We start from the raw sequence: 23,291 nt of genomic DNA, 5'->3' as shown, positions 1-23,291 counted from the left end.
GTCATGTACTGGTGATTTGTGTTGAGTTCACCGACGCCATCGCTGGCAAGCCAGCTCCCACAAGGTTCAACGTCGTTCACAAGATTTGTGCTCACCGCAAAAACTGTGGGAGCTGGCTTGCCAGCGAAGAGGCCGGCCCAGGCGCTGAAGGACTACAGCCCCTCCAGCTCCGCCATCAGATCATTCAACCGATCAACCTTCTCCTCGGTAATGTCACTGGCCGCCAGCCCATCGATGTATTCGGCCAGTTCCTCCACCGTGCTGCATTCGAACATCGCGCGCAGCGGCACATTGCGTTGCAGGGCTTTTTGTACCCGCGATGCAATTTGCGTAGCCAGCAGCGAATGCCCGCCCAGTTCGAAGAAATTGTCGCGCACCCCGACCTTTTCCACCTTCAGCACCTCAGCCCAGATATCAGCCAGGGCCTGCTCCAGCTCGTTGCGCGGCGCCAGATAATCCGCGCTTTGCAACTGACCGATCTCCAGTGCCGGCAAGGCTTTGCGGTCGAGTTTGCCGTTGGCATTGAGCGGCATCTGCTCCAGCCATAGCCAGTGCAGCGGCACCATGTATTCCGGCAGTTCGGCGCGCAGGCGCTGCTTGATCCGCTCCAGGCGTTCGCCCGGATTGAGCGCCGCATCGGCCGCGACCAGGTAGCCCACCAGATGCTTGCCGTTGACGCCTTCCTGCACACCCACCGCCGCGTCGCGCACTTCCGGTTGTTCATGCAGACGCGCTTCGATTTCACCGAGCTCGATGCGGTAACCGCGAATCTTCACTTGATGATCGACGCGGCCGACGTATTCCAGTACGCCGTCGGTGCGGCGCCGCGCCAGGTCACCGGTGCGGTACAGGCGTTCGCCCGGCGCGCCGAACGGATTCGGCACAAACACCGGCGCGGTGCGCAGCGGATCGCTGACGTAACCGCGACCGACGCCGGTCCCGGCAACGCACAGCTCACCCACCGCGCCCAACGGCACCAGATCCAGCGCGCCATCGACCAGGTACAGCAAGTTGTTATCGGTCGGCGTGCCGATCGGCAAATAGCTGCCGCGCGTCGACGCCATGTCGACACGGAAGAACGCCACGTCATCCGAGCATTCCGCCGGGCCGTAAGCATTGACCAGACCAATGTCCGGATAACGCAGCAGCCATTGATGGGCCAGTTCCGGCGGCATCGCTTCACCGGTCGGCAGCATCCAGCGCAAGCCGTCGAGGCTCAGACGCTCGGAGCCGAGCATGCCCTGAATCAGCGACGGCACACTTTCGAGCACGGTGATGCCCTGCGCCTGCACATGCGCCAGCAGACCTTGCGGATCGTGGGCAATCGCGTTCGGCACGATGTCGACCCGCGCGCCGAACAATGGCGCGGCGAGGAACTGCCAGACGGAAATGTCGAAGCTTTGCGAGGCGGTCTGCGCAATCACATCGGCCGCGCTCAAGTCGAGGTACGGACGTTTGCTCAACTGGTTGTTGAGCATGCCGCGCTGCTCGACCATCACGCCTTTAGGCAGCCCGGTCGAACCCGAGGTGTAGATCACATAGGCGAGATTGTCCGGGCCACTGTGGATGCCCGGATTGTGGGTCGCTGCGGCCGACGCCTGGACCTCTTCCCACACCAGCAGGCGCGGACGATTCGAACAGCCAAACTCTTCGAGCAAGGTCTGCGCCTGCTCAAGGCAGGCTGCGCTGCACACCAGCAACGGCGTGCGGCTCAGCTCGATGATGCGGCTCAGGCGCTGGCTCGGCAGACCCGGGTCCAGCGGCAGGTAACCTGCACCGGCCTTGAAGCTGCCGATGATCATGCCGAGCAGGTCGAGATTACGCTCGGCCAGCAGCGCCACCGGTTGATCCATGCGCACCCCGGCAGCGACCAGGGCATGGCCGAGGCGGTTGGCGTTGTGATTCAGTTCGGCATAGCTCAATTGCTGATCGAGGCAACTGGCGGCGATGCGCTGCGGATGCGCCGCGACCTGCGCTTCGAACAGCGCCACGTAGCTTTGCTCCAGCGGATAGTCATGGCCGCTCTGGTTGCAACCGTGCAACAGGAAGTCACGTTCTTCGTCGCCCAGCAGCGGCAAATCGGCCATGTCGCCATGGAAGCCGTCGACCAGCGCCAGCAGCAGGCGCTTGAACTCACTGAGCATGCGCTCGACCGTCGCCTCGTCGAAGTAACGCTGGTCATAGGACAGGTGCAGGCCAAGGTCATCGCCCGGGTAACATACCGCCGTCAGCGGGAAGTTGGTGTGGGTACGGCCGGAATCCGAGGTCGCATTCAGGCTCTGTGCACGATCAAGCACCGAGACTTCCACCGGGGCGTTTTCGAAGACGAACAGGCTGTCGAACAGCGGCTGGCCTTTGGGCAATTCGCTCTGCTCCTGGATGTTTACCAGTGGCAGGTATTCGTACTCGCGCAGTTGCATGTTGCTGTCGAGCAAAGCACTGAGCCATTGACGCACGCTGCTGCGCTGATCGTCCGCCGGCATCTTCACGCGCAGGGCGATGCTGTTGATGAACAGGCCGACGGTGCGTTGCATTTCCGGCATCTCCACCGGCCGCCCGGCCACCGTCACGCCGAAGAGCACGTCGCAATCGCCGCTCAGGCGCCGCAAAACCAGAGCCCACGCAGCTTGGGCGAAGGTGTTGACGGTCAGTTGATGTGCCTGCGCCAGTTCCCGCAGCCGTGCGCCGTCCTCGACATTGAGGCGGGTGTAGCGGTCGCCGACGATCATGCCGCCGCTTTCACCGGCGTGTTCGCGCAGGAACGGCCGGTCGCTCGGGATCGGCGTGGTGCGCTCGAAGCCTTGCAGATTCTGCCGCCACCACTGCCGCGCCTCGGCCAGGTTCTGGCGTTGCAGCCAGCCGATGTAATCGCGATAACGCGGCGGCACGCTCAACTGCGCTTCACGACCTTCACCGAGGGCGGTGTAGATCTCGAAGAAGTCGTTCATCAGCAGCGAACGGCACCAGGCGTCGATGAGGATGTGGTGGTTGCTCATCATGAACCAGTAGCGCGCCGCGCCGACCTTGATCAGGCGCAGGTGAAACGGCGCCTGATTGAGCAGATCGAACCCGGCTTCGCGCTCGCTTTTCAGCAGCGCTTGCAGCTGTGGTTCCTGCTCGGTTTCGGCGACGGCGCTCCAGTCCAGATACTCGATCGGCGTACGCCCCGGCGTGTGAATCACTTGCAGCATGTCTTCGCCAACGTTCCAGCAGAACGAAGCGCGCAATGCTTCATGGCGAGCGACCACCGCTTGCCAGGCCTGGGCGAAACGCTCGGGATCGAGCTCGCTGTTGATGCGATATCGATCCTGCATGTAGTACAGACCGGTGCCCGGCTCGAGCAAGGTGTGCAGCAACATGCCTTCCTGCATTGGCGTCAGCGGATAGACATCTTCGATGTGCGCGGCCGGCACCGGCAGCGCATCGAGTTGCGCCTGAGTCAGTTTCGCCAGTGGGAAGTCCGATGGTGTCAGGCCGCCGGCTTCGTCTTGCAGACAATGGGCGATCAGGCTTTGCAACTCACCGAGGTAGGCGGCGGCCAGATCGTTAATGGTTTGCGCCTCGTAACGCTCGGCACTGAAAGTCCAGCGCAGCAGCAGTTCACCACCGTAAACCTGACTGTCGACACTCAGCTCGTTGGGCAACGGCGCCTGCGGATCGTGGGCGGCACCGACCGCTTCATCCAGCGGACGGAACAGCGCATCGCTGCCGAAGCTCTGGTCGAACTGGCCGAGGTAGTTGAAGGTGACCTGCGCCTGCGGCAGCGCGGCCATGTTCTGGCGGCAGCCGTCATCGGCCAGATAACGCAACACGCCATAACCAAGGCCTTTGTGCGGCACGGCGCGCAGTTGTTCCTTGATTGCCTTGATCGAAGCGCCCTGCCCGGCGGCCTCTTCGAAGTTGTGCGGGGTCAGGCGCAGCGGGTAAGCGCTGGTGAACCAACCGACGGTGCGGGTCAGATCAATCTCGTCGAACAGGGTTTCGCGACCGTGTCCTTCCAGTTGAATCAGTGCCGAGGGCTGGCCGCTCCAGCGGCACAGCACACGGGCCAGCGCGGTCAGCAGCAGGTCGTTGACCTGAGTGCGATAAGCGCTCGGTGCCTGTTGCAGCAACTGCCGGGTGCGCTCGGCATCGAGGCGTACGCTGACGGTTTGCGCATGGCGATTCTGCCTGCCGCCCTGCGGGTTTTCGCAAGGCAGATCAGCGCTCGGCCCGGCCAGTTGCGTTTGCCACCAACCGAGTTCTTCACGCAGGGATTCGCTGCCGGCGTAGGCCTGCAAACGCGCGGCCCAGTCCTTGAAGGCGCTGGTTTTCGCCGGCAGTTTCAGCGGCTGCGCAGCGTCGAGCTGGCGATAGGCGGTTTGCAGATCATCCAGCAGCACGCGCCAGGAAACACCGTCGACCACCAAGTGGTGGACGGCGATAAACAGACGTTGCTGATCATTCACTACATCGACCAGCACTGCGCGCAGTAACGGGCCGTTTTGCAGACTCAGGCTGCGTTGCGCGTCGGCGAACAGGGCTTCGCACCGGTCCAGCGAATCGACGCTGAATTGCCAGAGCACATCCTCATTCGTCAGCACTTGATGCGTCGCTTGCCATGCATCATCGGTTTCAATGAAACGCAGACGCAGCGCATCGTGCTGCTCGATCACTGCCAGCAAGGCTTGCTGCAATCGTTGCGGCTCGAGGCGCACAGTCGGTTCCAGCAACAGCGCCTGATTCCAGTGCTGACGCTGGGGAATGTCCGTATCGAAGAACCAGTGCTGAATCGGCGTCAGGCGCGATTCGCCGTCCACCAGGCCTTGCTCGGCCGTCACTTGCTGGGTGCGACTGGCAACGGCGGCGAGCGTCTGCACGGTCTGGTGCTGGAACAGGTCGCGCGGGCTGAAGTGAATGCACTGCTGCCGCGCGCGGCTGACCACCTGAATCGACAGAATCGAGTCGCCGCCGAGCTCGAAGAAGTTATCGTTGAGGCCGACCTGCCTGACGTTGAGCACATCGCACCAGATCTGCGCCAGGGTCTGCTCAAGCTCGTTGCTCGGCGCGACATAGACCTGACGATTGAGGTCCGTGTCCGGTGCCGGCAAGGCGCGGCGGTCGAGTTTGCCGTTGGCGGTCAGCGGCATGCTTGCCAGCAGCATCAGCTGGGTCGGCACCATGTAGTCCGGCAGTTGCGCCTTGAGGTGCGACTTGAGCGCTTCGCGCAGTTCAGCCTGTTGCGCTTCGCCGTGTCCGGCGACATCGGTAACGAGGTAACCCACCAACTGCTTGCCACTCGGCGCATCCAGCGCCAGCACCACCGCTTCGCGGATCGAAGGGTGATCGAGCAGGCGCGTTTCGATTTCGCCCAGTTCGATGCGGAAACCACGGATTTTTACTTGATGATCTATCCGGCCCAGATACTCGACCAGACCATCGGCACGCTGGCGCACCAGATCGCCGGTGCGATACATGCGCCCGCCATCAGCGGCAAACGGGTCAGCGACAAAACGCTCGGCGCTGATGCCCGGGCGGTCGTGATAGGCCTGAGCCAGACCGGCGCCGCCGACAAACAATTCACCGGTCGCGCCTTGCGGCACCAAGGCCAGTTCGGCGTCGAGAATGTAGGCGACTCGCGCCCCGATCACACTGCCGATCGGCACACTGCCGGCGCCCTCTTCCAGTACCTGCGGCGCCAGACTGGCCAGCGGCATGACCACGGTTTCAGTCGGGCCGTAAGCATTGAAAAACTGCGCCGGTTGGAATGCCGCGCGAATGCGCTGCAGATGCTCGCCGGTCAGCGCTTCACCGCCGGTGATGATCATGCGCACCGGCAGGACTTCATTCTGCGTGGCAAGGAACTGCGCCAACTGGCTGCCGTAGCTCGGCGTGAAACCGAGGACGTTGATCCGATGCGTGCGAATCAAGCCGCAAATTTCTTCCGCGTCCCACTGCCCTTGCGCCCGCAGCACCACCTGCGCACCGCTGAGCAGCGGCACCAGCAGACGTTCGGTGGCGGCGTCGAAGTTGATCGAATAGAAATGCAGTTCACAATCGTCCGGGCGCATGCCGAAGCGTTCGATCACGGCCTGACAGTGCATGGCAATTTCGCCGTGGGAGACCACCACGCCTTTCGGTTTGCCGGTCGAGCCCGAGGTGTAAATCAAGTAGGCCTGATGTTGCGGCAGGCTGATAAACGGCAGCTCGCTGGCCGGGTAGTCGGCCAATCCCGGGCTGTCATCTTCCAGACACCAGCGCGCCACGTCTGACGGCAAGTCACCCAGGGCCTGAAACATCGCCCGATCGCTGAGCAGCAGACCGATGCGGCTGTCTTCGATCATGTAATGCAGACGGTCGAGCGGGTACTCCGGATCCAGCGGCACATAGGCGCCGCCAGCCTTGAGAATCGCCAGCAGGCCGATGACCATTTCCAGCGAACGCTCCAGCGCCAGCCCCACCCGCACCTGCGGGCCAACCCCACGTTCACGCAGCGCCCAGGCCAGACGATTGGCCCGGGCATCGAGTTCGGCGTAGCTCAGGGTCTGCCCGGCGAAGGTCAGCGCTGGCGCGTCTTTGCGCGCCAGTGCCTGCTCGGCGAACAGATGATGGATGCACTGGTCGAGACGATGCTCGCCCGGCTCGATGCCAAGGCTGTCGAGCAGGTGCTGTTGCTCGGTGTTGTCGAGCAACGGCAGTTCGCTGAGGCGTTGCTGCGGATCAGCGATCAACGCTTCAAGCAGGTTGCGCCAATGCCTGGCCATGCGTTCGATGGTCGGCTCGTCGAACAGATCGGTGCTGTAAGTCAGGCAGCAGCCGAGGCGATGGTCGAGGTCGGTGACTTCCAGATTGAGATCGAACTTGGTCGCCCGCGCATCGTTGGCCAGATACTCGACAGTCATCCCAGCGAGGGTGCGGCTCTGCTGGAATTCCCAGCGCTGCACGTTGCACATCACCTGGAACAGCGGGTTGTAGGCCGCACTGCGTGGCGGCTGCAAGGCTTCGACCAAATGATCGAACGGCAGATCCTGATGGGACTGGCCTTCGATCACGGTGTGGCGCACCTGCTCGAACAGTTCGCCGACCGACATCTGCCCGTCGAGCTGGCAACGCAGCACCTGGGTGTTGAGGAACGCCCCGATCAGCCCTTCGCTTTCCGGGCGAATGCGGTTGGCCACCGGCGCGCCGATGCGCAGGTCGGTCTGGCCGCTGTAGCGGTAGAGCAGCGTGGCGAGTGCGGCGGTCATGGTCATGAACAGGGTCAGACCGTTTTGCGCATTGAACGCCCGCACCCGCGCAGCGAGATCGTCGCTCAGATCGAAACGGAACAGCTCGCCCTGATGGCTCTGCACCGGTGGACGCGGGCGGTCGCCGGGCAGTTCCAGCAGCGGGTGTTCGCGACCGAGTTGCGCGGTCCAGTAGTCGAGCTGGCGCTGGCGCTCGCCGGACTCCAGCCACTGACGCTGCCAGACGCTGTAGTCGAGGTATTGCACCGGCAGCGGCGCGAGCGGCGAGGCGCGCTCATCGACGAACGCTTCGTATAGCGCACTGAGTTCACGGGCAAAGATGTCCATCGCCCAGCCTTCGGTGACGATGTGGTGCAGGGTCAGGACGAAGTAATGCTCGTGCTCGGCGGTCTTGACCAGACAGGCACGCAGCAACGGGCCGGTTTCCAGATCGAACGGCTGGTGCGCTTCTGCATCGGCCAGTTGCTGGACTTGTAGCTCCCGGACTTCTGCCGGCAGGCTGGAGAAATCCTTCCAGCCCATGCGCACGCCGGTCTCGGCATGCACCTGTTGGCGGGCGACGCCATCGACACTGGGGAAAGTGGTGCGCAGGGTTTCGTGGCGCAGGATCAGCGCCTGCAACGCTGCCTCGAAATGCTCGACATGCAGCACGCCGCGCAAGCGCGCCATGCCGCCGACGTTGTACGCCGGGCTGTCCGGTTCCATCTGCCAGAGGAACCACATGCGCTGCTGCGAATAGGACAGCGGCACCGCTTGGCTGCGGTCGATTTTTGCGATCGGCAACTGTTGATTGGTGCGGCCGCTGACCTGGATCAGGCGAATCTGTTCGGCGTAATCGCCCAGTTCGCTGTGCTCGAACAATGTGCGCAGCGGCAGTTCGACGTCACAGGCCTGACGTGTGCGCGAAATGATTTGCGTGGCCAGCAGCGAATGACCGCCGAGGGCGAAGAAATCATCGCGCAGGCCGATCTGCTTCAGACCCAGCACTTCGCGCCAGATCGCGGCGATTTGTTGCTCCAGTGCGCTGACCGGCTCGATATGTTCACGCACCTGCCATTGCGGCTCGGGCAAGGCGCGGCGGTCGAGTTTGCCGCTGGGACTCAGCGGCATCGCATCAAGGCGCAGCAATTGTGCGGGCACCATGTATTCCGGCAGCTCGGCAGCGAGGGCGGCTTTCAGCCGAATAATTTGCTCATCGGCATTTTCCTGCGCATCGGTCGCCGTGAAGTAGCCGATCAGTTGTCCACCGGCAGCGGTTTCGCGCACCAGCACCACGGCCTGGGCGACGCCATTTTGCGCCAGCAGTCGCGCCTGGATTTCTTCCGGTTCAACGCGAAAGCCGCGCAGCTTGACCTGCTGATCGAGGCGACCGAGGTATTCGATCACGCCATCCGAGGACCAGCGCGCACGGTCGCCGGTGCGGTACAAACGGGCACCCTGCTCGCCCAGTGGATCGACGACAAAACGCTCGGCGGTCAACGCCGGACGCCCGAGATAACCACGCGCCAGACCGATGCCGCTGATGCACAGCTCACCCGCCACACCCGCTGGCACTGGATTGAGATCGGCATCGAGAATGCGGCAGACCACATTGCCCAGCGGCCGGCCAATCGGCGAGCGCTCACCATCGGCAGTTGTGCAGTGCCAATGGGTGACATTGATCGCGGTTTCAGTCGGGCCGTAACGGTTGTGCAATTGCACCGCCGGCAGTTGCGTCAGCACACGGTTGCGCAACTCGGCGGGCAAGGCTTCACCGCCGGAAAACACCCGGCGCAGGCTGGTGCACTCGGCACTCAGCGGCTCGTCGACGAACAGCGCCAGCAGCGGCGGGACGAAGTGCAGCGTGGTCACGCCGTATTGCTGGACCAGTTGCGCGATGCGATGCGGGTCGCGGTGCTCGCCGGGGGCGGCAAGCAGCAGACGCGCGCCGCTGATCAGCGGCCAGAAGCATTCCCACACCGAGACGTCGAAACTGATCGGCGCTTTTTGCATCAGCATGTCGGTTTCGTCGAGACGGTAAGTGTCCTGCATCCATTGCAGGCGCTCGGCCAGCGCGGCGTGGGTGTTGCCGACGCCTTTCGGTTGCCCGGTGGAACCCGAGGTGTAAATCACGTAGGCGAGGTTGTCGCCGTGCAGTCGCAGGCCCGGTGCCTGGCTCGGCCATTTATCCAGGTGCAGCGCATCCATGGCGATCACGCTGACGCCGTCGCTGGCCGGCAGACGCTCGAGCAATTGCGTCTGGGTCAGGAGCAGTTCGACGCCGCTGTCGCGGAGCATGTACGCGAGGCGTTCGGCCGGATAATCCGGATCAAGCGGCACATAGGCGCCGCCGGCCTTGATGATCGCCAGCAGACCGATCAGCAGTTGCGGCGAACGCTCGGCGGCGATGGCCACGCACACGTCCGGGCCAACGCCTTTGTCGCGCAGGTAATGGGCGAGCCGGTTGGCTTGCGCGTGCAGCTCGGCAAAATCCAGACTACCGCCGTCCCACACCAGCGCGGTGCGTTGCGGGGTGTTGCGCGATTGTTGCTCGAGCAGTTCCGGCAGCCATTGTTGCGCCGGGGTGCACGGAGCGACGCTCCAGTCCTTCTGCTGATTCTGCTCGCTGGCGGTCAGCAAGCGCAGATCGCCGATGGCCTGCTGCGGCCGTTCGCAGACTTCGCTGAGCAGATTGTGGAAATGCTCGGCCAGGCGCTCGATGGTCGCGGCATCGAACAGTTCGCTGGCGTAGTCGAACGCCAAGCTCAGGCGCCCGTTGCGATCCTCTTCGCTGTGCAATTGCAGATCGAACTTGGCTTCGCGGCTGTGCCACGGCAGTTCTTCGGCGAGCAGACCGGGCAGGCGCTTGAGTGCACTGAGGTCGCGCTGCTGATGGTTGAACATGACCTGGAACAGTCCCTGTTCGCGGGCCTGCGGGAACGCTTCGAGCAGTTGTTCGAAGGGCAGATCCTGATGGGCCTGGGCGCCGAGTGCGGCTTGGCGGGTCTGGTTCAGCAGCTCGGCAAATGTAAGGCGCGAATCGATTTGCGCACGCAACACCTGGGTATTGATGAAGAAGCCGATCAGGCTTTGGGTTTCCAGGCGCGGACGGTTGGCGTTGGGCACGCCGATGCGAATGTCGCGCTGACCGCTGTAGCGGTGCAGCAAACTTTGCAACGCAGCGAGTAGAAGCATGAACGGCGTGGCTTCGTGGGCCTGCGCGGTCTGGCGGATCGCCTCGCTGAGTTTGCTACTCAAGCGCACGCTGTAGCGTGCGGCGCTGTGGTTGGTTCTGGCCGAGCGCGGGTGATCGGTAGCCAGTTCCAATGGCGGATGTTGTTCGCCCAACTGCGCTTTCCAGTACGCCAGTTGCCGCTCGCCCTCGCCTTGCGCCAGCCATTGCCGCTGCCAGTTGCCGTAATCGGCGTATTGCGTGGGCAGCGCTGCCAGCGTCGCCGTTGCACCTTGGGTAGCGGGGGCATAGAGACGCGAGAATTCGTCGAGCAGGATATTCAGCGACCAGCCGTCAGCGATGATGTGGTGCAGGGTCACCAGCAGTTGATGTTCTTCGTCATCGAGACGCACCAGTGTCACCGCCAGCAACGGGCCTTTTTCCAGATCGAACCGAGTGCGCGCCTCGTCTTCGCGAATCTGCTCGGCACGGGCTTCACGCTCGGCCATTGGCAGGTCGCTGATGTCGATCAGTTGCAGGTTGAATTCGGCAGCGGCGAGCACTTGCTGCAATGCCACGCCGTCGCGCTCGAAGAAACGTGTGCGCAAGGATTCGTGGCGTTCGATCAGTTGCTGGAAGCTGCTGCGCACGGCGTCTTCGTCCAGCTCGCCACGCAGGCGCAGGCCGCCAGGAATGTTGTAGGCGCTGCTCTGTGGATCGAGTTGCCAAGTGATCCACAGACGGTTTTGTGCCAGCGACTGCGGCATCGGCTCGCTGCGCGACAAGGTGCTGATCGGACCTTGAGCGCTGCCGCCGTCCTGTTTTAGCTGCGCCACAGCGGCGGCGAAGGCAGACAGGGTTGGCGCTTCGAACAGCAGGCGCAGGCTCAGCTCGACACCGAGTGCTTCGCGAACCCGCGCCACTACTTGCGTGGCAGCGATCGAGTTGCCGCCGAGCAGAAAGAAATGGTCGTCGCCACTGACCTGCTTGACGTTGAGTTGCTCGGCCCAGATTTGCCCGATCAACGCTTCAAGGTCCGAAGTGCTGCTGGTCGCGGTTTCCGTCACGGCTGTGATCGAAGGGAACAGCGCGTAACTGTCGAGGCTGCCATCGGCCAGACGATTGCGGCACGCCGAGCGCTGCAGTTTGCCGCTGGAGGTTTTCGGCAACGCGCCCGGATTGAGCAGCACCACCACGCTTGGCGCCTCCTGATACGCCTCGGCCACGGCTTGGCGAATGGCTTTGATCAGCGCATCTGGCGCAAGGATTTTCTGCACGCTGCGGCTGATTTCCGCAGCGACGCCGATGCCCTCTTCGCCGTTGTGAGTGACCGCGAACGCCGCCACGCGGCCCTTGCGCACCACTTCGACTTCGCGCTCGACGGTCTGCTCGATGTCCTGCGGGTAGAGGTTATGGCCACGGACGATCAGCATGTCTTTCAGGCGCCCGGTGACGAACAACTCGCCCGCACGGATAAAACCCAGGTCGCCAGTGCGCAACCAGCTGCGGCCGGCGTGCTGCACGAAGGTCTTGGCGCTGGCTTCGGGGTTGCGCCAATAACCGTGGGCGATGCTCGGGCCTGCGGCCCAGACTTCGCCGACGGCGTTATCGGCGAGTTCTTCGAGGGTATTCGGTTCGACGATCAGCACCGCGTGCTCAGGCTGGCTGATGCCGCAACTCATGACCGCGCTGCCGTCGCCCGGCTCGGCGCGGTTTTGCGCGAGCGCCTGATCGTCCACACGCAGCGCCGGGATGCCGGTGCCGCGCGGTGTTCCGGCGACAAACAGGGTGGCCTCGGCCAGACCGTACGAAGCCATGAAGCTGTTGTCGCTGAAACCGCAGGCGGCGAATTTTTCGGCGAAGCGCTCGAGGGTATCGAGACGGATCGGCTCGGAACCGGAATAGGCCACGCGCCAGCGGCTCAGATCGAGACGCTCAAGGGCCGACTCGCTGACCCGCTCACTGCACAAACGGTAGGCGAAATCCGGGCCGCCGCTGATGGTGCCGCCGTATTCGGCAATCGCTTCCAGCCAGCGCAACGGCCGGCCGAGGAAGTAGGCCGGCGACATCAGAATGCACGGCACGCCGCTGAAAATCGGTTGCAGCAGACCACCGATCAAACCCATGTCGTGATACAGCGGCAACCAGCTGACGATGACGTCGTCCGGGTTGACGTCGATGCCGAAACCGTGACGGATCAGCAGTTCGTTGGCGACCAGATTGCCATGGCTGACCTGCACGCCCTTGGGCAGCGCGGTGGAGCCGGAAGTGTATTGCAGAAAGGCGATGTGTTCGGGCGGCAGGCTCGGTTCAATCCAGCGTTCGGCCAGTGCGCTGTCGAGGGTATCGACACACAGCAGCGGCGGCGCGCCGTCGATTTGTTGCAAGGCATCGCGCAGGTCGGCGCTGGTCAGCAATAGTGTGGGCTCGGCGTCGGCGATGATCGACAGCAAACGCTCCTGATGATGACGACGCGCGGATTCCGGCGGATAGGCCGGCACCGCAATCACACCGGCATACAGGCAGCCGAAAAACGCCGCGACGTAATCCGCGCCACTGGGAAACAGCAGCACCGCACGCTCACCGAATCCAGCCTGAGCCTGCAACGCAGCGGCGATGGTGCGCGCGCGTTGATCAAGTTCGCGATAGCTGAGCACCACAGCCTGCTCCGGGTTTTCGGCGAGAAAACGCAAGGCCAGTCGGTCCGGCGTCAGGGCCGCGCGACGCTTGAGGGCATGGACCAGGGTGCTGGGGAGTTCGAACGCGTCGGTCATGAGGTTTCCTGCCTGAATTCGGCTTGCAAGTGGAATCGGGTGGCTGCGTCACACCTGTCGAGAGGCGTGCGGGGCGCGGTCTGTGCCGACCGCGCAAGGCATCGGAATGCGCTGAGGCCGGGGATCTGCACCCGGGCCATTCACCAATGAGAACGGATGGAGTGGGGAAATAATTAGTCGGCAGGCGCGACGTCCAGCGGGGCTGGGGTGCGGCGGCGTGTCGCAGTTGGCAAAACACATCGCCTTACAGCAATACCTCTCTTTCTCATTTGACAATCATTATCATTCAACATAATTTGTCGCTCGATGTGTAGGACGGCGCCGTCCCCCGAGGCCCTCCCACTAACCTATTGGCAGCAAGGTGATTTCCATGACGGAACAAGTATCCACAAGCAGGTGCGATTCACCGCTACTTCAGGCATTCGTCGACAATCGACTGATTCTGGTCAAGATTGCAGCCCGCATTACCGGTTGCAGGTCTCGTGCCGAAGATGTGGTTCAGGATGCGTTTTTCCGACTGCAATCGGCCCCGCCGATCACGTCGTCGATCAAGGCTCAGCTGAGCTACCTGTTCCAGATCGTGCGCAACCTCGCCATCGATCACTACCGCAAGCAGGCGCTCGAACAGAAATACTCAGGCCCGGAAGAGGAAGGCTTGAACGTGGTGATTCAGGGCGCTTCGCCGGAAACTTCGCATATCAACTTCTCGACCCTCGAACACATCGCCGATGCGCTGACCGAACTGCCCAGCCGCACCCGTTATGCCTTCGAGATGTACCGTCTGCACGGCGTGCCGCAAAAGGACATCGCCAAGGAACTGGGCGTATCGCCCACCCTGGTCAACTTCATGATTCGTGATGCGCTGGTGCACTGCCGCAAGGTCTCGGGCAGTCGGCGGGATGCAGTGATTGCGGGTCGTCGCTGAGACCGCGTCGTCTGATCAAAAAAGATCGTCCGATCGCGGCCCGAGCCTTCGGCGGCTCCTACATGAGAATGCATTCATCTGTAGGAGCTGCCGAAGGCTCGGGCCGCGATCGGACGATCTTTTGCTTGATGCGATATCAGGCCAATGGGCACCGATCAAAAAACCGCTCCCGCCCCAGAATCATCAATGCCGCGCGCTTGTGCGGGAAATCGAATTCCTTCTCGCAGTGAAAGCACTGGTTGTGCATATGGCCGATCATCTTCGCGTTGTCGGCACGTGGCTCGGCGACCACGCGCTGGGTCCGTGGATCATCGAGAAACAGGTAATGCACCAGCGCCGATAACCAGCTCGCCACTTTGTGCGGGCCGCGATGACTTTCCTCGCCGACCAGCATGTGAATGCCACGGTCGTAATCGTCGGCATCGTAGAACGGCGCGATGCGATCTTCCTTGGCCCAGTAGGCTTCGAAATAGGCGAATGGCTGATCGTCGAAACAGCCGATCAGGGTCAATGTGTGCGGGTCGGCATCGAGCTTGTTCAGGTATTCGCGATGCTGCTCAAGGCTGCCCTCCTCCTGCCAGAAACTCGCCACGCGCGGGCTGTTCTGCCAGCGATTGAAGCGCGACAGATCTTCCTCGATTTCCAGCGTTCGCAAGGAAATCCAAGCGCCGAGCCGGGCATCGAAACGCCGATAGACTTCACCACGCGGCTTCACCGGTCGCAGCGGATGGCGCTTGCCATGGCTGATGACCATTTGCTGCGGATAGCTGCCGGTCAGTGAAGTGCCCAGCCACGGCTGCGGCAGTTGCCAGAACAGCGTGCGCTCGCAGCGGTACTCACCGGCGACTTCGGTATTGATCAGCAGACCACTGCGCAAGGCTTCGGTCGGTGGCTGATCGAGTTGCCAGGTCAATTGCTGGCACGCCGGGTCACGGGCGAACAACCAATAACAGGCGGCCCACAAGGCTTGCCCGGGCGGCAGGGCAAAACGTTCATCAAGCTGGATCGGGCCATTGGCCTCGCGGTCCAGGCGCAGCCGAATCAGCGGTTGCCCGTCCAGGCTCAGGCTCAGTCGGCTCTCGGTAGCATCAGCGATCAAGCGACTGCCCGAGGGCAATGCCAGGGCAGTCAGGTCATTCAGATTGGACATGGGTCGGGCTCACGTAATCGTCGACAGTTCAACGAAGTGACGTGAGCCGGGAGGGGAAATTTAAGCGCGAGATGCAAACAGCGCTTCAGTGATGCGGCACGGGCACTACGGCAATCTTGTAAGGCTCGAAAATCTTCAGCAATTCGCCATTGTCACGCAGACGCTGCAACAGATTGCCGAAGGCGTCGCCGGTGATCGGAGCGCTTGGCCGCAGAATCGCGTAATGGTGATAGATCTGATCGGTACGCTGCGACGCCAACAGCTCATCGCGGACCTTCTCGTTGCGCAGCAGGTAATCGAACAGATAGGAACGGGTCACCAGGGCAATGTCGGCGCGCCCGCGCAGGACCATCAGCAGGTTGCTGTCGTGGGAATAGGTCAGCGTGGCGTTGTAGTTGTGCGCGAGGTATTTCGGGTCGGCGTTGAAGTCGGCGAATTCGTAGTGATAACCGCTGAACAGCGCCAGACGTTTGCCCGACAGGCTCGAGAAGTAGTTTTGCTGGCGGCCGTCTTCGCGTTGCGCGACGAAAATCTCGGCGTCTTCCAGGCCCATGTCGACGTCGTCGTGGGGAATGTCCTTCCAGCCCCACTCGGGGTTCTCGAAGATCGCCATATCGATGCGGCCCTGCTTGAAATCACCGAAGCGGCGCGGGATCGAGGTTGGCACCAGGACGAACTGATAGTCGCTCTGCGAGCGGTTCAGCGCCTCGATCAATTGCGGCAACAGGCCGGTGTCGGCGCCGTTTTCCGGGCGAATCGTATAAGGCGGGAAATGCGCGGCGCCGACCCGGACCAATTGCGCTGACTGAGCGGGCAATACCCATAACGCAGCCAGCGCAGCGAGCATCAGCCCGGCGGCTGTCCGAATTGGCGAAGACTTCAAAACACCCCACTCCCCGAAAAAAATAGCGATCAATGCATTCAAGCTAGGCGGTTTCGCCGACTTAGCCAGTTTGTCGGCCGGTCCGACAACCGTTCAACGCGCTTCGAGGACCAGAATCAGCGCTTCATCGGCGAGCTGATCGAGGCTCAAACTGCCGCCGGCACGGAACCAGGTGGTGGTCCAGGACAGTGCGCCGGTAAGGAAACGTCGGGTAATAAAAACGTCGCCGCGAATATAGCCGGCGTCCTTGGCCTCGCCCAGAACCTGCAGCCAGATGTCTTCATAAACGTCACGTAAAGCAAGGACTTTAGCCTGGCCGTCTTCGGACAATGAGCGCCATTCGTACACCAGCACCGCCATCGCCTCGCCACTGCCGCCCATGATCGACTGCAATTCGCAGCGAATCAGCGCCAGCACTTTCTCGCGCACGTCGCCGGCTTCGGCCAAGGCTGCGCGCATCAGCGCGGTGTTGTAGCGGATGGTTTCCTCCATCACCGCGCGGAGAATTTCATCCTTGCTTTTGAAGTGATGAAAAATACTGCCCGACTGGATGCCCACAGCGCTGGCCAGATCGCGCACCGTGGTGCGCTCGTAGCCTTTGTTGCGAAACAGATGAGCCGCCACTTGCAGCAATTTGCCGCGGGCGCTGTCCGGGTCGGTCAACTGGCCCTGGTCGACCAGTTCGCGCATGACCCGCAGGGCTTTTTGCTCGTCCACCCGTTCTCTCCTACAGTCGATCAGTGTGTTGCCCCCTGTAACCGCAGGGTTGCGCGCAATTTAAGCCGCGCGCGGGCACCAAGCAAGCGCTTGGGCAGAAGAATGTTTCGCCTGTTTACAAACCAAGCGCTTGCTTGGTAGCCTCCAGACACTTCTGTCGCAGGTCCCTGAGTCGGAGATAAAAATGCCAACCACCGTGCGAATCGGCTGCGCCAGTGCTTTTTGGGGCGACACTTCCACTGCTGCCGCCCAGCTTGTCTCCGGCGGAAACCTGGATTATCTGGTGTTCGATTATCTGGCCGAGATCACCATGTCGCTGATGGCCGGCGCGCGCCTGAAAGACCCGCAGGCCGGGTTCGCCGGCGACTTCGTTGAAGCGCTGGCGCCGCTGCTGACGCAACTGGCCGAACAGAAGATCCGCGTGATCAGCAATGCCGGCGGGGTCAATCCGCAGGCTTGCGCGGCGGCCCTGCAAGCGGCCTGCGACCAGGCCGGGGTCCAGCTGAAGATTTCCGTGTTGCTCGGCGATGACCTGCAAGGACAGCTCAAAAACCCCGCCGACATCCGCGAAATGTTCAGCGGCGCGCCGCTTCCGCGCATGTGCGTGTCGACCAACGCCTACCTCGGCGCGCCGGGAATTGTCGAAGCGTTGCGCCTGGGCGCCGACATTGTCATCACCGGCCGGGTGGTCGACAGCGCCGTGGTCAGCGCGGCGCTGGTCCACGAATTCGACTGGTCGTGGCATGACTACGACAAACTTGCCCAGGCCGCGCTGGCCGGGCACATCATCGAATGCGGCGCGCAGTGCACCGGCGGTAATTTCACCGACTGGCGCGAGGTGCCGGATTACGAGCACATCGGTTTTCCGATCGTCGAGGTCAGCGCCGATGGCCAGTTCCTCGTCAGCAAACCCGAAGGCTCCGGCGGCCTGGTTACGCCGCTGACCGTCGGCGAGCAGATGCTCTACGAAATCGGCGATCCGCAGGCCTATCTGTTACCCGACGTGATCTGCGATTTCAGCCAGGTCAAACTTCAGCAACAAGGCAAAAACGTCGTGCAGGTGCACGGTGCCAAAGGCCTGCCGCCCAGCGACAAATACAAGGTCAGCGCCACGTACCCGGACGGTTTTCGCTGCACCGCCAGTTGCCTGATGGCCGGCATCGACGCGGTGGACAAGGCGCGGCGGGTCAGTCAGGCGATCATCGACAAGACCGCCGAGATGTTCAGCCTGCGCGGCTGGGCGCCGTACAGCGAAACCCATGTCGAACTGCTCGGCAGCGAAGCCACCTACGGCCCACACGGCCAGCGCCGCGACAGCCGTGAAGTGGTGATCAAAATCGCCGTGCGCCATCCCGACAAACGCGCGCTGGTGCTGTTTTCCAAAGAGATCGCCCAGGCCGCGACCGGTATGGCGCCCGGTCTGACCGGCATCGTCGGCGGACGTCCGACCGTGTACCCGGTCATCCGCCTGTTCTCATTTCTCATAGATAAAAATGCCTGCACGCTGCAAATCGACATGGCCGGTGAGCGCCATCCGTGCACCCTCCCCGACCCAGTGGCCCTCGACAGCGCAGATTTGCCGCTCGCCCATCAGCCACCCAAACCCCAAGGCCGCGCCGATGCCAGTGTGCCGCTGGTGAAACTGGCGGTGGCGCGCTCCGGCGACAAGGGCAACCACAGCAACATCGGCGTGATGCCGCGCCATCCCGATTACCTGCCATGGATCGCCGAGGCGCTGACCACATCGGTGGTGGTCGACTGGATGCGCCACGTCCTCGATCCGCTTCTCGGGCGTGTCGAACGCTGGTATCTGCCCGGCACCCACAGCCTCAACTTTCTTTTGGAAAACGCCCTCGGCGGTGGCGGTGTCGCCAGTCTGCGCATCGACCCGCAAGGCAAAGCCTTCGCCCAGCAACTATTGGAAATCCAGATCCCGGTGCCGCAGAGCATCGCCGAACAGCTCGACTAGAGGATGGTGTGCATGGCTTACGCGTCGATTTTTCGCGCCGATCTGTTCAGCGGCCAGAACCTGATTGTCACCGGTGGCGGCAGCGGCATCGGTCGCTGCACCGCCCATGAACTGGCGGCGCTCGGCGCCAATGTGCTGCTGGTGGGGCGCAAGCCGGAAAAACTCGAAAAGGTCGCCGCCGAAATCGCCGAGGACGGCGGCCGCGCGCACTGGAAGGCCTGCGATATCCGCGATGAAGAAGCGGTCAAGCAACTGGTCAAAGAGCTGATCGCCGAACACGGGCCGATCCACGGTCTGGTCAACAATGCCGGCGGCCAGTATCCGTCGCCCTTGGCCTCGATCAATCAGAAGGGCTTTGAAACCGTGCTGCGGACCAACCTGGTCGGCGGGTTTCTGATGGCCCGCGAAGTGTTCAACCAGTCGATGAGCAAACACGGCGGCAGCATCGTCAACATGCTCGCTGACATGTGGGGCGGCATGCCCGGCATGGGCCACTCGGGCGCCGCGCGTTCGGGCATGGACAACTTCACCAAGACTGCCGCGTTCGAGTGGGGTTACGCCGGGGTCCGGGTCAACGCCGTGGCGCCGGGCTGGATCGCCTCGAGCGGCATGGACACTTACGAGGGCGCATTCAAAGCAGTGATTCCGACCCTGCGCGAGCATGTGCCGCTCAAGCGTATCGGCACCGAATCGGAAGTCAGTGCGGCGATCGTGTTTCTGCTCAGCCCGGCGGCGGCATTCATCAGCGGCACCACGGTGAAAATCGACGGCGCCGCCAGCCTCGGCAGTCGCGCCTGGCCGCTGCACAAGGCCAGCCACAGCGAATCGTTCAACGGTTTCCACCGCGCGTATTTACCAGAAGTGTTGCGTCCCGACGTGCTCAAGGACAAGGAATAAGCCATGGCGCAGATTCAGTCGCAACTCGATCCGCACAGCGAAACATTCGCGCGCAACCGCGCGGCCATGCTCGCCGCCATCGAGCAGGTGCAGCAGCTCGAACAGAACCTGTTGAACAAGGCCGCCGAAGCCAAAGACAAATTCAGCAAACGCGGGCAACTGTTGCCCCGCGAACGCCTGAACCTTTTGCTCGACCCCGGCGCGCCGTTCCTCGAACTGGCCAGCCTCGCCGGCTACAAGTTGCATGACGACAAGGACGGCAGTTCGGCCGGTGGCGGGCTGATTGCCGGGATCGGTTATGTCTGCGGCATCCGTGCGATGGTGGTCGCCAACAACAGCGCAATCAAGGGCGGCACGATCTCGCCGAGCGGCCTGAAAAAATCCCTGCGCCTGCAACAGATCGCGCGGGAGAACAAACTGCCGATGATCACCCTCGCTGAAAGCGGCGGTGCCAATCTCAACTACGCGGCGGAGATTTTTGTCGAAGGCGCGCGCAGTTTCGCCAATCAGGCGCGCATGTCAGCCATGGGTTTGCCGCAGATCACCGTGGTGCACGGCTCGGCCACCGCGGGCGGCGCCTATCAACCGGGGTTGTCGGATTACGTGGTGGTGGTGCGCGGCAAGGCCAAGCTGTTTCTCGCCGGCCCACCGTTGCTCAAAGCGGCGACCGGCGAAGTGGCCACCGATGAAGAACTCGGTGGCGCCGAAATGCACGCGCAGGTCGCCGGCACTGCCGAATATCTCGCCGAAAACGACGCTGACGGCATACGCCAGGTCCGCGACATCATGCGCATGTTGCCCTGGAACGAGCAGTTGCCCTGGCTGCCGCAGCCGCAATTCAAAGAACCGCTCTACCCCATCGACGAACTGCTGGGGCTGATCCCCGACGATGCAAAAAAGCCCTACGACGTGCGCGAAATCATCGCGCGGATTGCCGATGAGTCGGACTTTCTCGAGTTCAAAGGCGAGTTCGACCAGCAAACCATTTGCGGCCAACTGAAAATCCAGGGCCGCGCCTGCGGCTTCATTGGCAACAACGGCCCGATCACCCCGCAAGGTGCGAGCAAGGCGGCGCAGTTCATCCAGTTGTGCGACCAGAGCCAGACGCCGCTGCTGTTTTTCCACAACACCACGGGTTTCATGGTCGGCACCGAATCGGAACAACAAGGGGTGATCAAGCATGGCTCGAAACTGATCCAAGCGGTGGCCAACGCACGGGTGCCTAAACTGACCATTGTCGTCGGTGGTTCCTACGGCGCCGGCAACTACGCCATGTGCGGGCGCGGGCTCGATCCGCGCTTCATCTTCGCCTGGCCCAACAGCCGAACGGCAGTGATGGGTGGCGCTCAGGCCGGCAAGGTCTTGCGCATCGTTACCGAAGCCAAACAGCTCAAGGACGGCATCGAGCCGGATCCGAAAATGCTCGACATGCTCGAACAGATGACCGCGCAGAAACTCGACAGCCAATCCACCGCCCTGTACGGCAGCGCCAACCTGTGGGACGACGGCCTGATCGATCCGCGCGACACCCGCACCCTGCTCGGTTACTTGCTGGATATCTGCCACGAAGCCGACATGCGCACGCTGCAACCCAACAGCTTCGGCGTCAGCCGCTTCTGACCGCCACGGATCCTACGGAGAACAACAACAATGATCTTCACCCCGGAACACGAAGCCCTGCGCCGCACCGTCCGCCAGTTCGTCACCCACGAGATCAACCCGCACGTCGAAGAATGGGAAAAGGCCGGGCGCTTTCCGATCCATGAGATTTTCCGCAAGGCCGGTGAGCTGGGCCTGCTGGGCATTTCCAAGCCGGAAAAATTCGGCGGCATGGGCCTCGACTACAGCTATTCGATCGTCGCCGCCGAAGAGTTCGGCACCATTCATTGCGGCGGGATTCCAATGTCGATTGGCGTGCAGACCGACATGTGTACACCCGCCCTCGCCCGCTTCGGCTCCGATGAATTGCGCGAAGAATTCCTGCGCCCGGCCATCACCGGCGAACAGGTCGGTTGCATCGGCGTTTCCGAAGTCGGCGCGGGCTCCGATGTCGCCGGGCTGAAAACCACGGCACGCAAGGACGGCGATGACTACTTGATCAACGGCAGCAAAATGTGGATCACCAACTCGCCGAGCGCCGATTTCATCTGCCTGCTCGCCAACACTTCCGACGACAAGCCGCACATCAACAAGTCGCTGATCATGGTGCCGATGAACACCCCGGGAATCAGCCTCAGTTCGCACCTGGACAAGCTCGGCATGCGCAGCTCGGAAACCGCGCAGGTGTTCTTCGACAACGTGCGCGTGCCGCAGCGCAATCGCATCGGCCACGAAGGCGCCGGGTTCATGATGCAGATGCTGCAGTTCCAGGAAGAACGCCTGTTCGGCGCGGCGAACATGATCAAGGGCCTGGAATATTGCATCGACAGCACCATCGAGTACTGCAAGGAGCGCAAGACCTTCGGCAACGCGCTGATCGATAACCAGGTGATCCACTTCCGCCTCGCCGAATTGCAGACCGAAATCGAATGCCTGCGCGCACTGGTCTACCAGGCCACCGAGCAGTACATCAAAGGCCAGGACGTCACGCGCCTGGCGTCGATGGCCAAGCTCAAGGCCGGACGCCTCGGCCGTGAAGTCAGCGACAGCTGCCTGCAATATTGGGGCGGCATGGGCTTCATGTGGGACAACCCGGTGGCCCGCGCCTATCGCGATGTGCGCCTGGTGTCGATTGGCGGCGGCGCCGACGAAATCATGCTGGGGATCATCTGCAAACTGATGGGCATTCTGCCGGGGAAAAAGAAATGAGCGGCCTGCCCGATTGCCAGACGCTGTTGCTGGAACTGCATGGCGGCGTGCTGCACATCACCCTCAACCGCCCGGACAGCCGCAACGCGATGAGCCTGCAAATGGTCGCCGAACTGCGCGCGGTGCTGGCGGCGGTGCGCGATGACCGCACAGTGCGGGCCTTGGTGCTCAGCGGTGCCGGCGGGCATTTTTGCGCCGGCGGCGACATCAAGGACATGGCCAGTGCCCGGGCTCAGGGCGCGGACGCTTATCGCGAGTTGAACCGGGCGTTCGGTGCGTTACTGGAGGAAGCCCAGCATACGCCGCAGGTGCTGATCACCGTGCTGCAAGGCGCCGTGCTCGGCGGCGGCTTCGGCCTGGCTTGCGTCAGCGATATTGCGATTAGCGATCACAAGGCGCAGTTCGGTTTGCCGGAAACCAGCCTCGGCCTGATCCCGGCGCAAATCGCACCGTTTGTGGTGCAACGGATCGGCTTGACCGAAACCCGGCGACTGGCGCTGACGGCGGCGCGTTTCGATGGCGCTGAGGCGCAGCGATTGGGGCTGGTGCATTTCGTTGAACAGGATGCGCAAGCGTTGGCCGAGCGACTGGATGAGGTTTTGCAACAGGTGCTGCGCTGCGCACCCGAAGCGAATGCGATGACGAAAAAATTGTTATTGGCCAGCGCCGGGCAGCCTTCGAGTGCATTGCTCAATGAGGCGGCGCAGTGGTTCAGCGCGGCGGTGACTGGAGACGAAGGAATCGAGGGGACCATGGCATTCATGCAGAAACGCAAACCGGGGTGGGCCTGA

10 protein-coding genes are annotated in these 23,291 nt (G+C 62.6%); 6 read left to right on the top strand and 4 right to left on the bottom strand.

Going from position 1 to position 23,291, the window contains the following annotated elements; all coding sequences use genetic code 11:
• Positions 1-152: 152 nt before the first annotated feature.
• Positions 153-13,151: a non-ribosomal peptide synthetase gene (locus tag D8U60_RS26385; protein ID WP_130901319.1), complete on the bottom strand. Its 12,999-nt coding sequence runs from the start codon at positions 13,149-13,151 to the stop codon at positions 153-155.
• Between the two features lie 370 nt (positions 13,152-13,521).
• Between D8U60_RS26385 and D8U60_RS26380 the strand changes: the two genes are divergently transcribed.
• On the top strand, positions 13,522-14,076 hold the full coding sequence (locus D8U60_RS26380) for an RNA polymerase factor sigma-70 (RefSeq protein WP_008088195.1): 555 nt from the start codon (positions 13,522-13,524) through the stop codon (positions 14,074-14,076).
• A 136-nt stretch (positions 14,077-14,212) separates the two neighbouring features.
• On the opposite strand, the gene D8U60_RS26375 is transcribed toward D8U60_RS26380, so the two are convergent.
• The 3 genes from D8U60_RS26375 to D8U60_RS26365 form a co-directional block, all read right to left on the bottom strand.
• Positions 14,213-15,226, bottom strand: a complete 1,014-nt coding sequence (locus tag D8U60_RS26375) for a GNAT family N-acetyltransferase (protein WP_122880994.1) — start codon at positions 15,224-15,226, stop codon at positions 14,213-14,215.
• A gap of 85 nt (positions 15,227-15,311) precedes the next feature.
• Positions 15,312-16,109 (bottom strand): transporter substrate-binding domain-containing protein, encoded by a 798-nt coding sequence (locus D8U60_RS26370; protein WP_038860414.1) that lies wholly within the window; start codon positions 16,107-16,109, stop codon positions 15,312-15,314.
• Positions 16,110-16,202: 93 nt separating this feature from the next.
• Complete coding sequence (locus D8U60_RS26365) at positions 16,203-16,826, bottom strand: TetR/AcrR family transcriptional regulator (RefSeq protein ID WP_016770820.1); 624 nt, start codon at positions 16,824-16,826, stop codon at positions 16,203-16,205.
• A 184-nt stretch (positions 16,827-17,010) separates the two neighbouring features.
• Between D8U60_RS26365 and D8U60_RS26360 the strand changes: the two genes are divergently transcribed.
• From D8U60_RS26360 to D8U60_RS26340, 5 genes are read left to right on the top strand one after another with little or no spacing between them, the layout of a single operon-like run.
• Complete coding sequence (locus D8U60_RS26360; protein WP_130901318.1) at positions 17,011-18,795, top strand: acyclic terpene utilization AtuA family protein; 1,785 nt, start codon at positions 17,011-17,013, stop codon at positions 18,793-18,795.
• A gap of 12 nt (positions 18,796-18,807) precedes the next feature.
• Complete coding sequence (locus D8U60_RS26355) at positions 18,808-19,692, top strand: SDR family oxidoreductase (protein ID WP_122700113.1); 885 nt, start codon at positions 18,808-18,810, stop codon at positions 19,690-19,692.
• A 3-nt stretch (positions 19,693-19,695) separates the two neighbouring features.
• The gene (atuC, locus tag D8U60_RS26350) at positions 19,696-21,312 is read left to right on the top strand and encodes a geranyl-CoA carboxylase subunit beta (protein WP_130901317.1); all 1,617 of its coding nucleotides are present in this window, start codon (positions 19,696-19,698) and stop codon (positions 21,310-21,312) included.
• 30 nt (positions 21,313-21,342) lie between these two features.
• Positions 21,343-22,500, top strand: a complete 1,158-nt coding sequence (gene atuD / locus D8U60_RS26345) for a citronellyl-CoA dehydrogenase (RefSeq protein ID WP_076563701.1) — start codon at positions 21,343-21,345, stop codon at positions 22,498-22,500.
• Complete coding sequence (locus D8U60_RS26340; RefSeq protein WP_130901316.1) at positions 22,497-23,291, top strand: enoyl-CoA hydratase-related protein; 795 nt, start codon at positions 22,497-22,499, stop codon at positions 23,289-23,291. The genes atuD and D8U60_RS26340 overlap by 4 nt, the downstream gene beginning before the upstream one ends.

Source organism: Pseudomonas sp. Sample_11 (assembly GCF_004307505.1).
In the GTDB taxonomy this organism is placed as follows: Bacteria; Pseudomonadota; Gammaproteobacteria; order Pseudomonadales; family Pseudomonadaceae; genus Aquipseudomonas; species Aquipseudomonas atacamensis.
Note: the sequence above shows the minus strand (reverse complement) of the source record. Positions and strands in the feature narration are given on the sequence as shown.

Bases quoted from the DNA above. Each gene is read 5' to 3' on its own strand.
- D8U60_RS26355 (WP_122700113.1), top strand. From the start codon at position 18,808: ATGGCTTACGCGTCGATTTTTCGCGCCGATCTGTTCAGCGGCCAGAAC.
- D8U60_RS26385 (WP_130901319.1), bottom strand. From the start codon at position 13,151: ATGACCGACGCGTTCGAACTCCCCAGCACCCTGGTCCATGCCCTCAAG.
- D8U60_RS26340 (WP_130901316.1), top strand. From the start codon at position 22,497: ATGAGCGGCCTGCCCGATTGCCAGACGCTGTTGCTGGAACTGCATGGC.
- D8U60_RS26360 (WP_130901318.1), top strand. From the start codon at position 17,011: ATGCCAACCACCGTGCGAATCGGCTGCGCCAGTGCTTTTTGGGGCGAC.
- D8U60_RS26380 (WP_008088195.1), top strand. From the start codon at position 13,522: ATGACGGAACAAGTATCCACAAGCAGGTGCGATTCACCGCTACTTCAG.
- atuD (WP_076563701.1), top strand. From the start codon at position 21,343: ATGATCTTCACCCCGGAACACGAAGCCCTGCGCCGCACCGTCCGCCAG.
- atuC (WP_130901317.1), top strand. From the start codon at position 19,696: ATGGCGCAGATTCAGTCGCAACTCGATCCGCACAGCGAAACATTCGCG.
- D8U60_RS26375 (WP_122880994.1), bottom strand. From the start codon at position 15,226: ATGTCCAATCTGAATGACCTGACTGCCCTGGCATTGCCCTCGGGCAGT.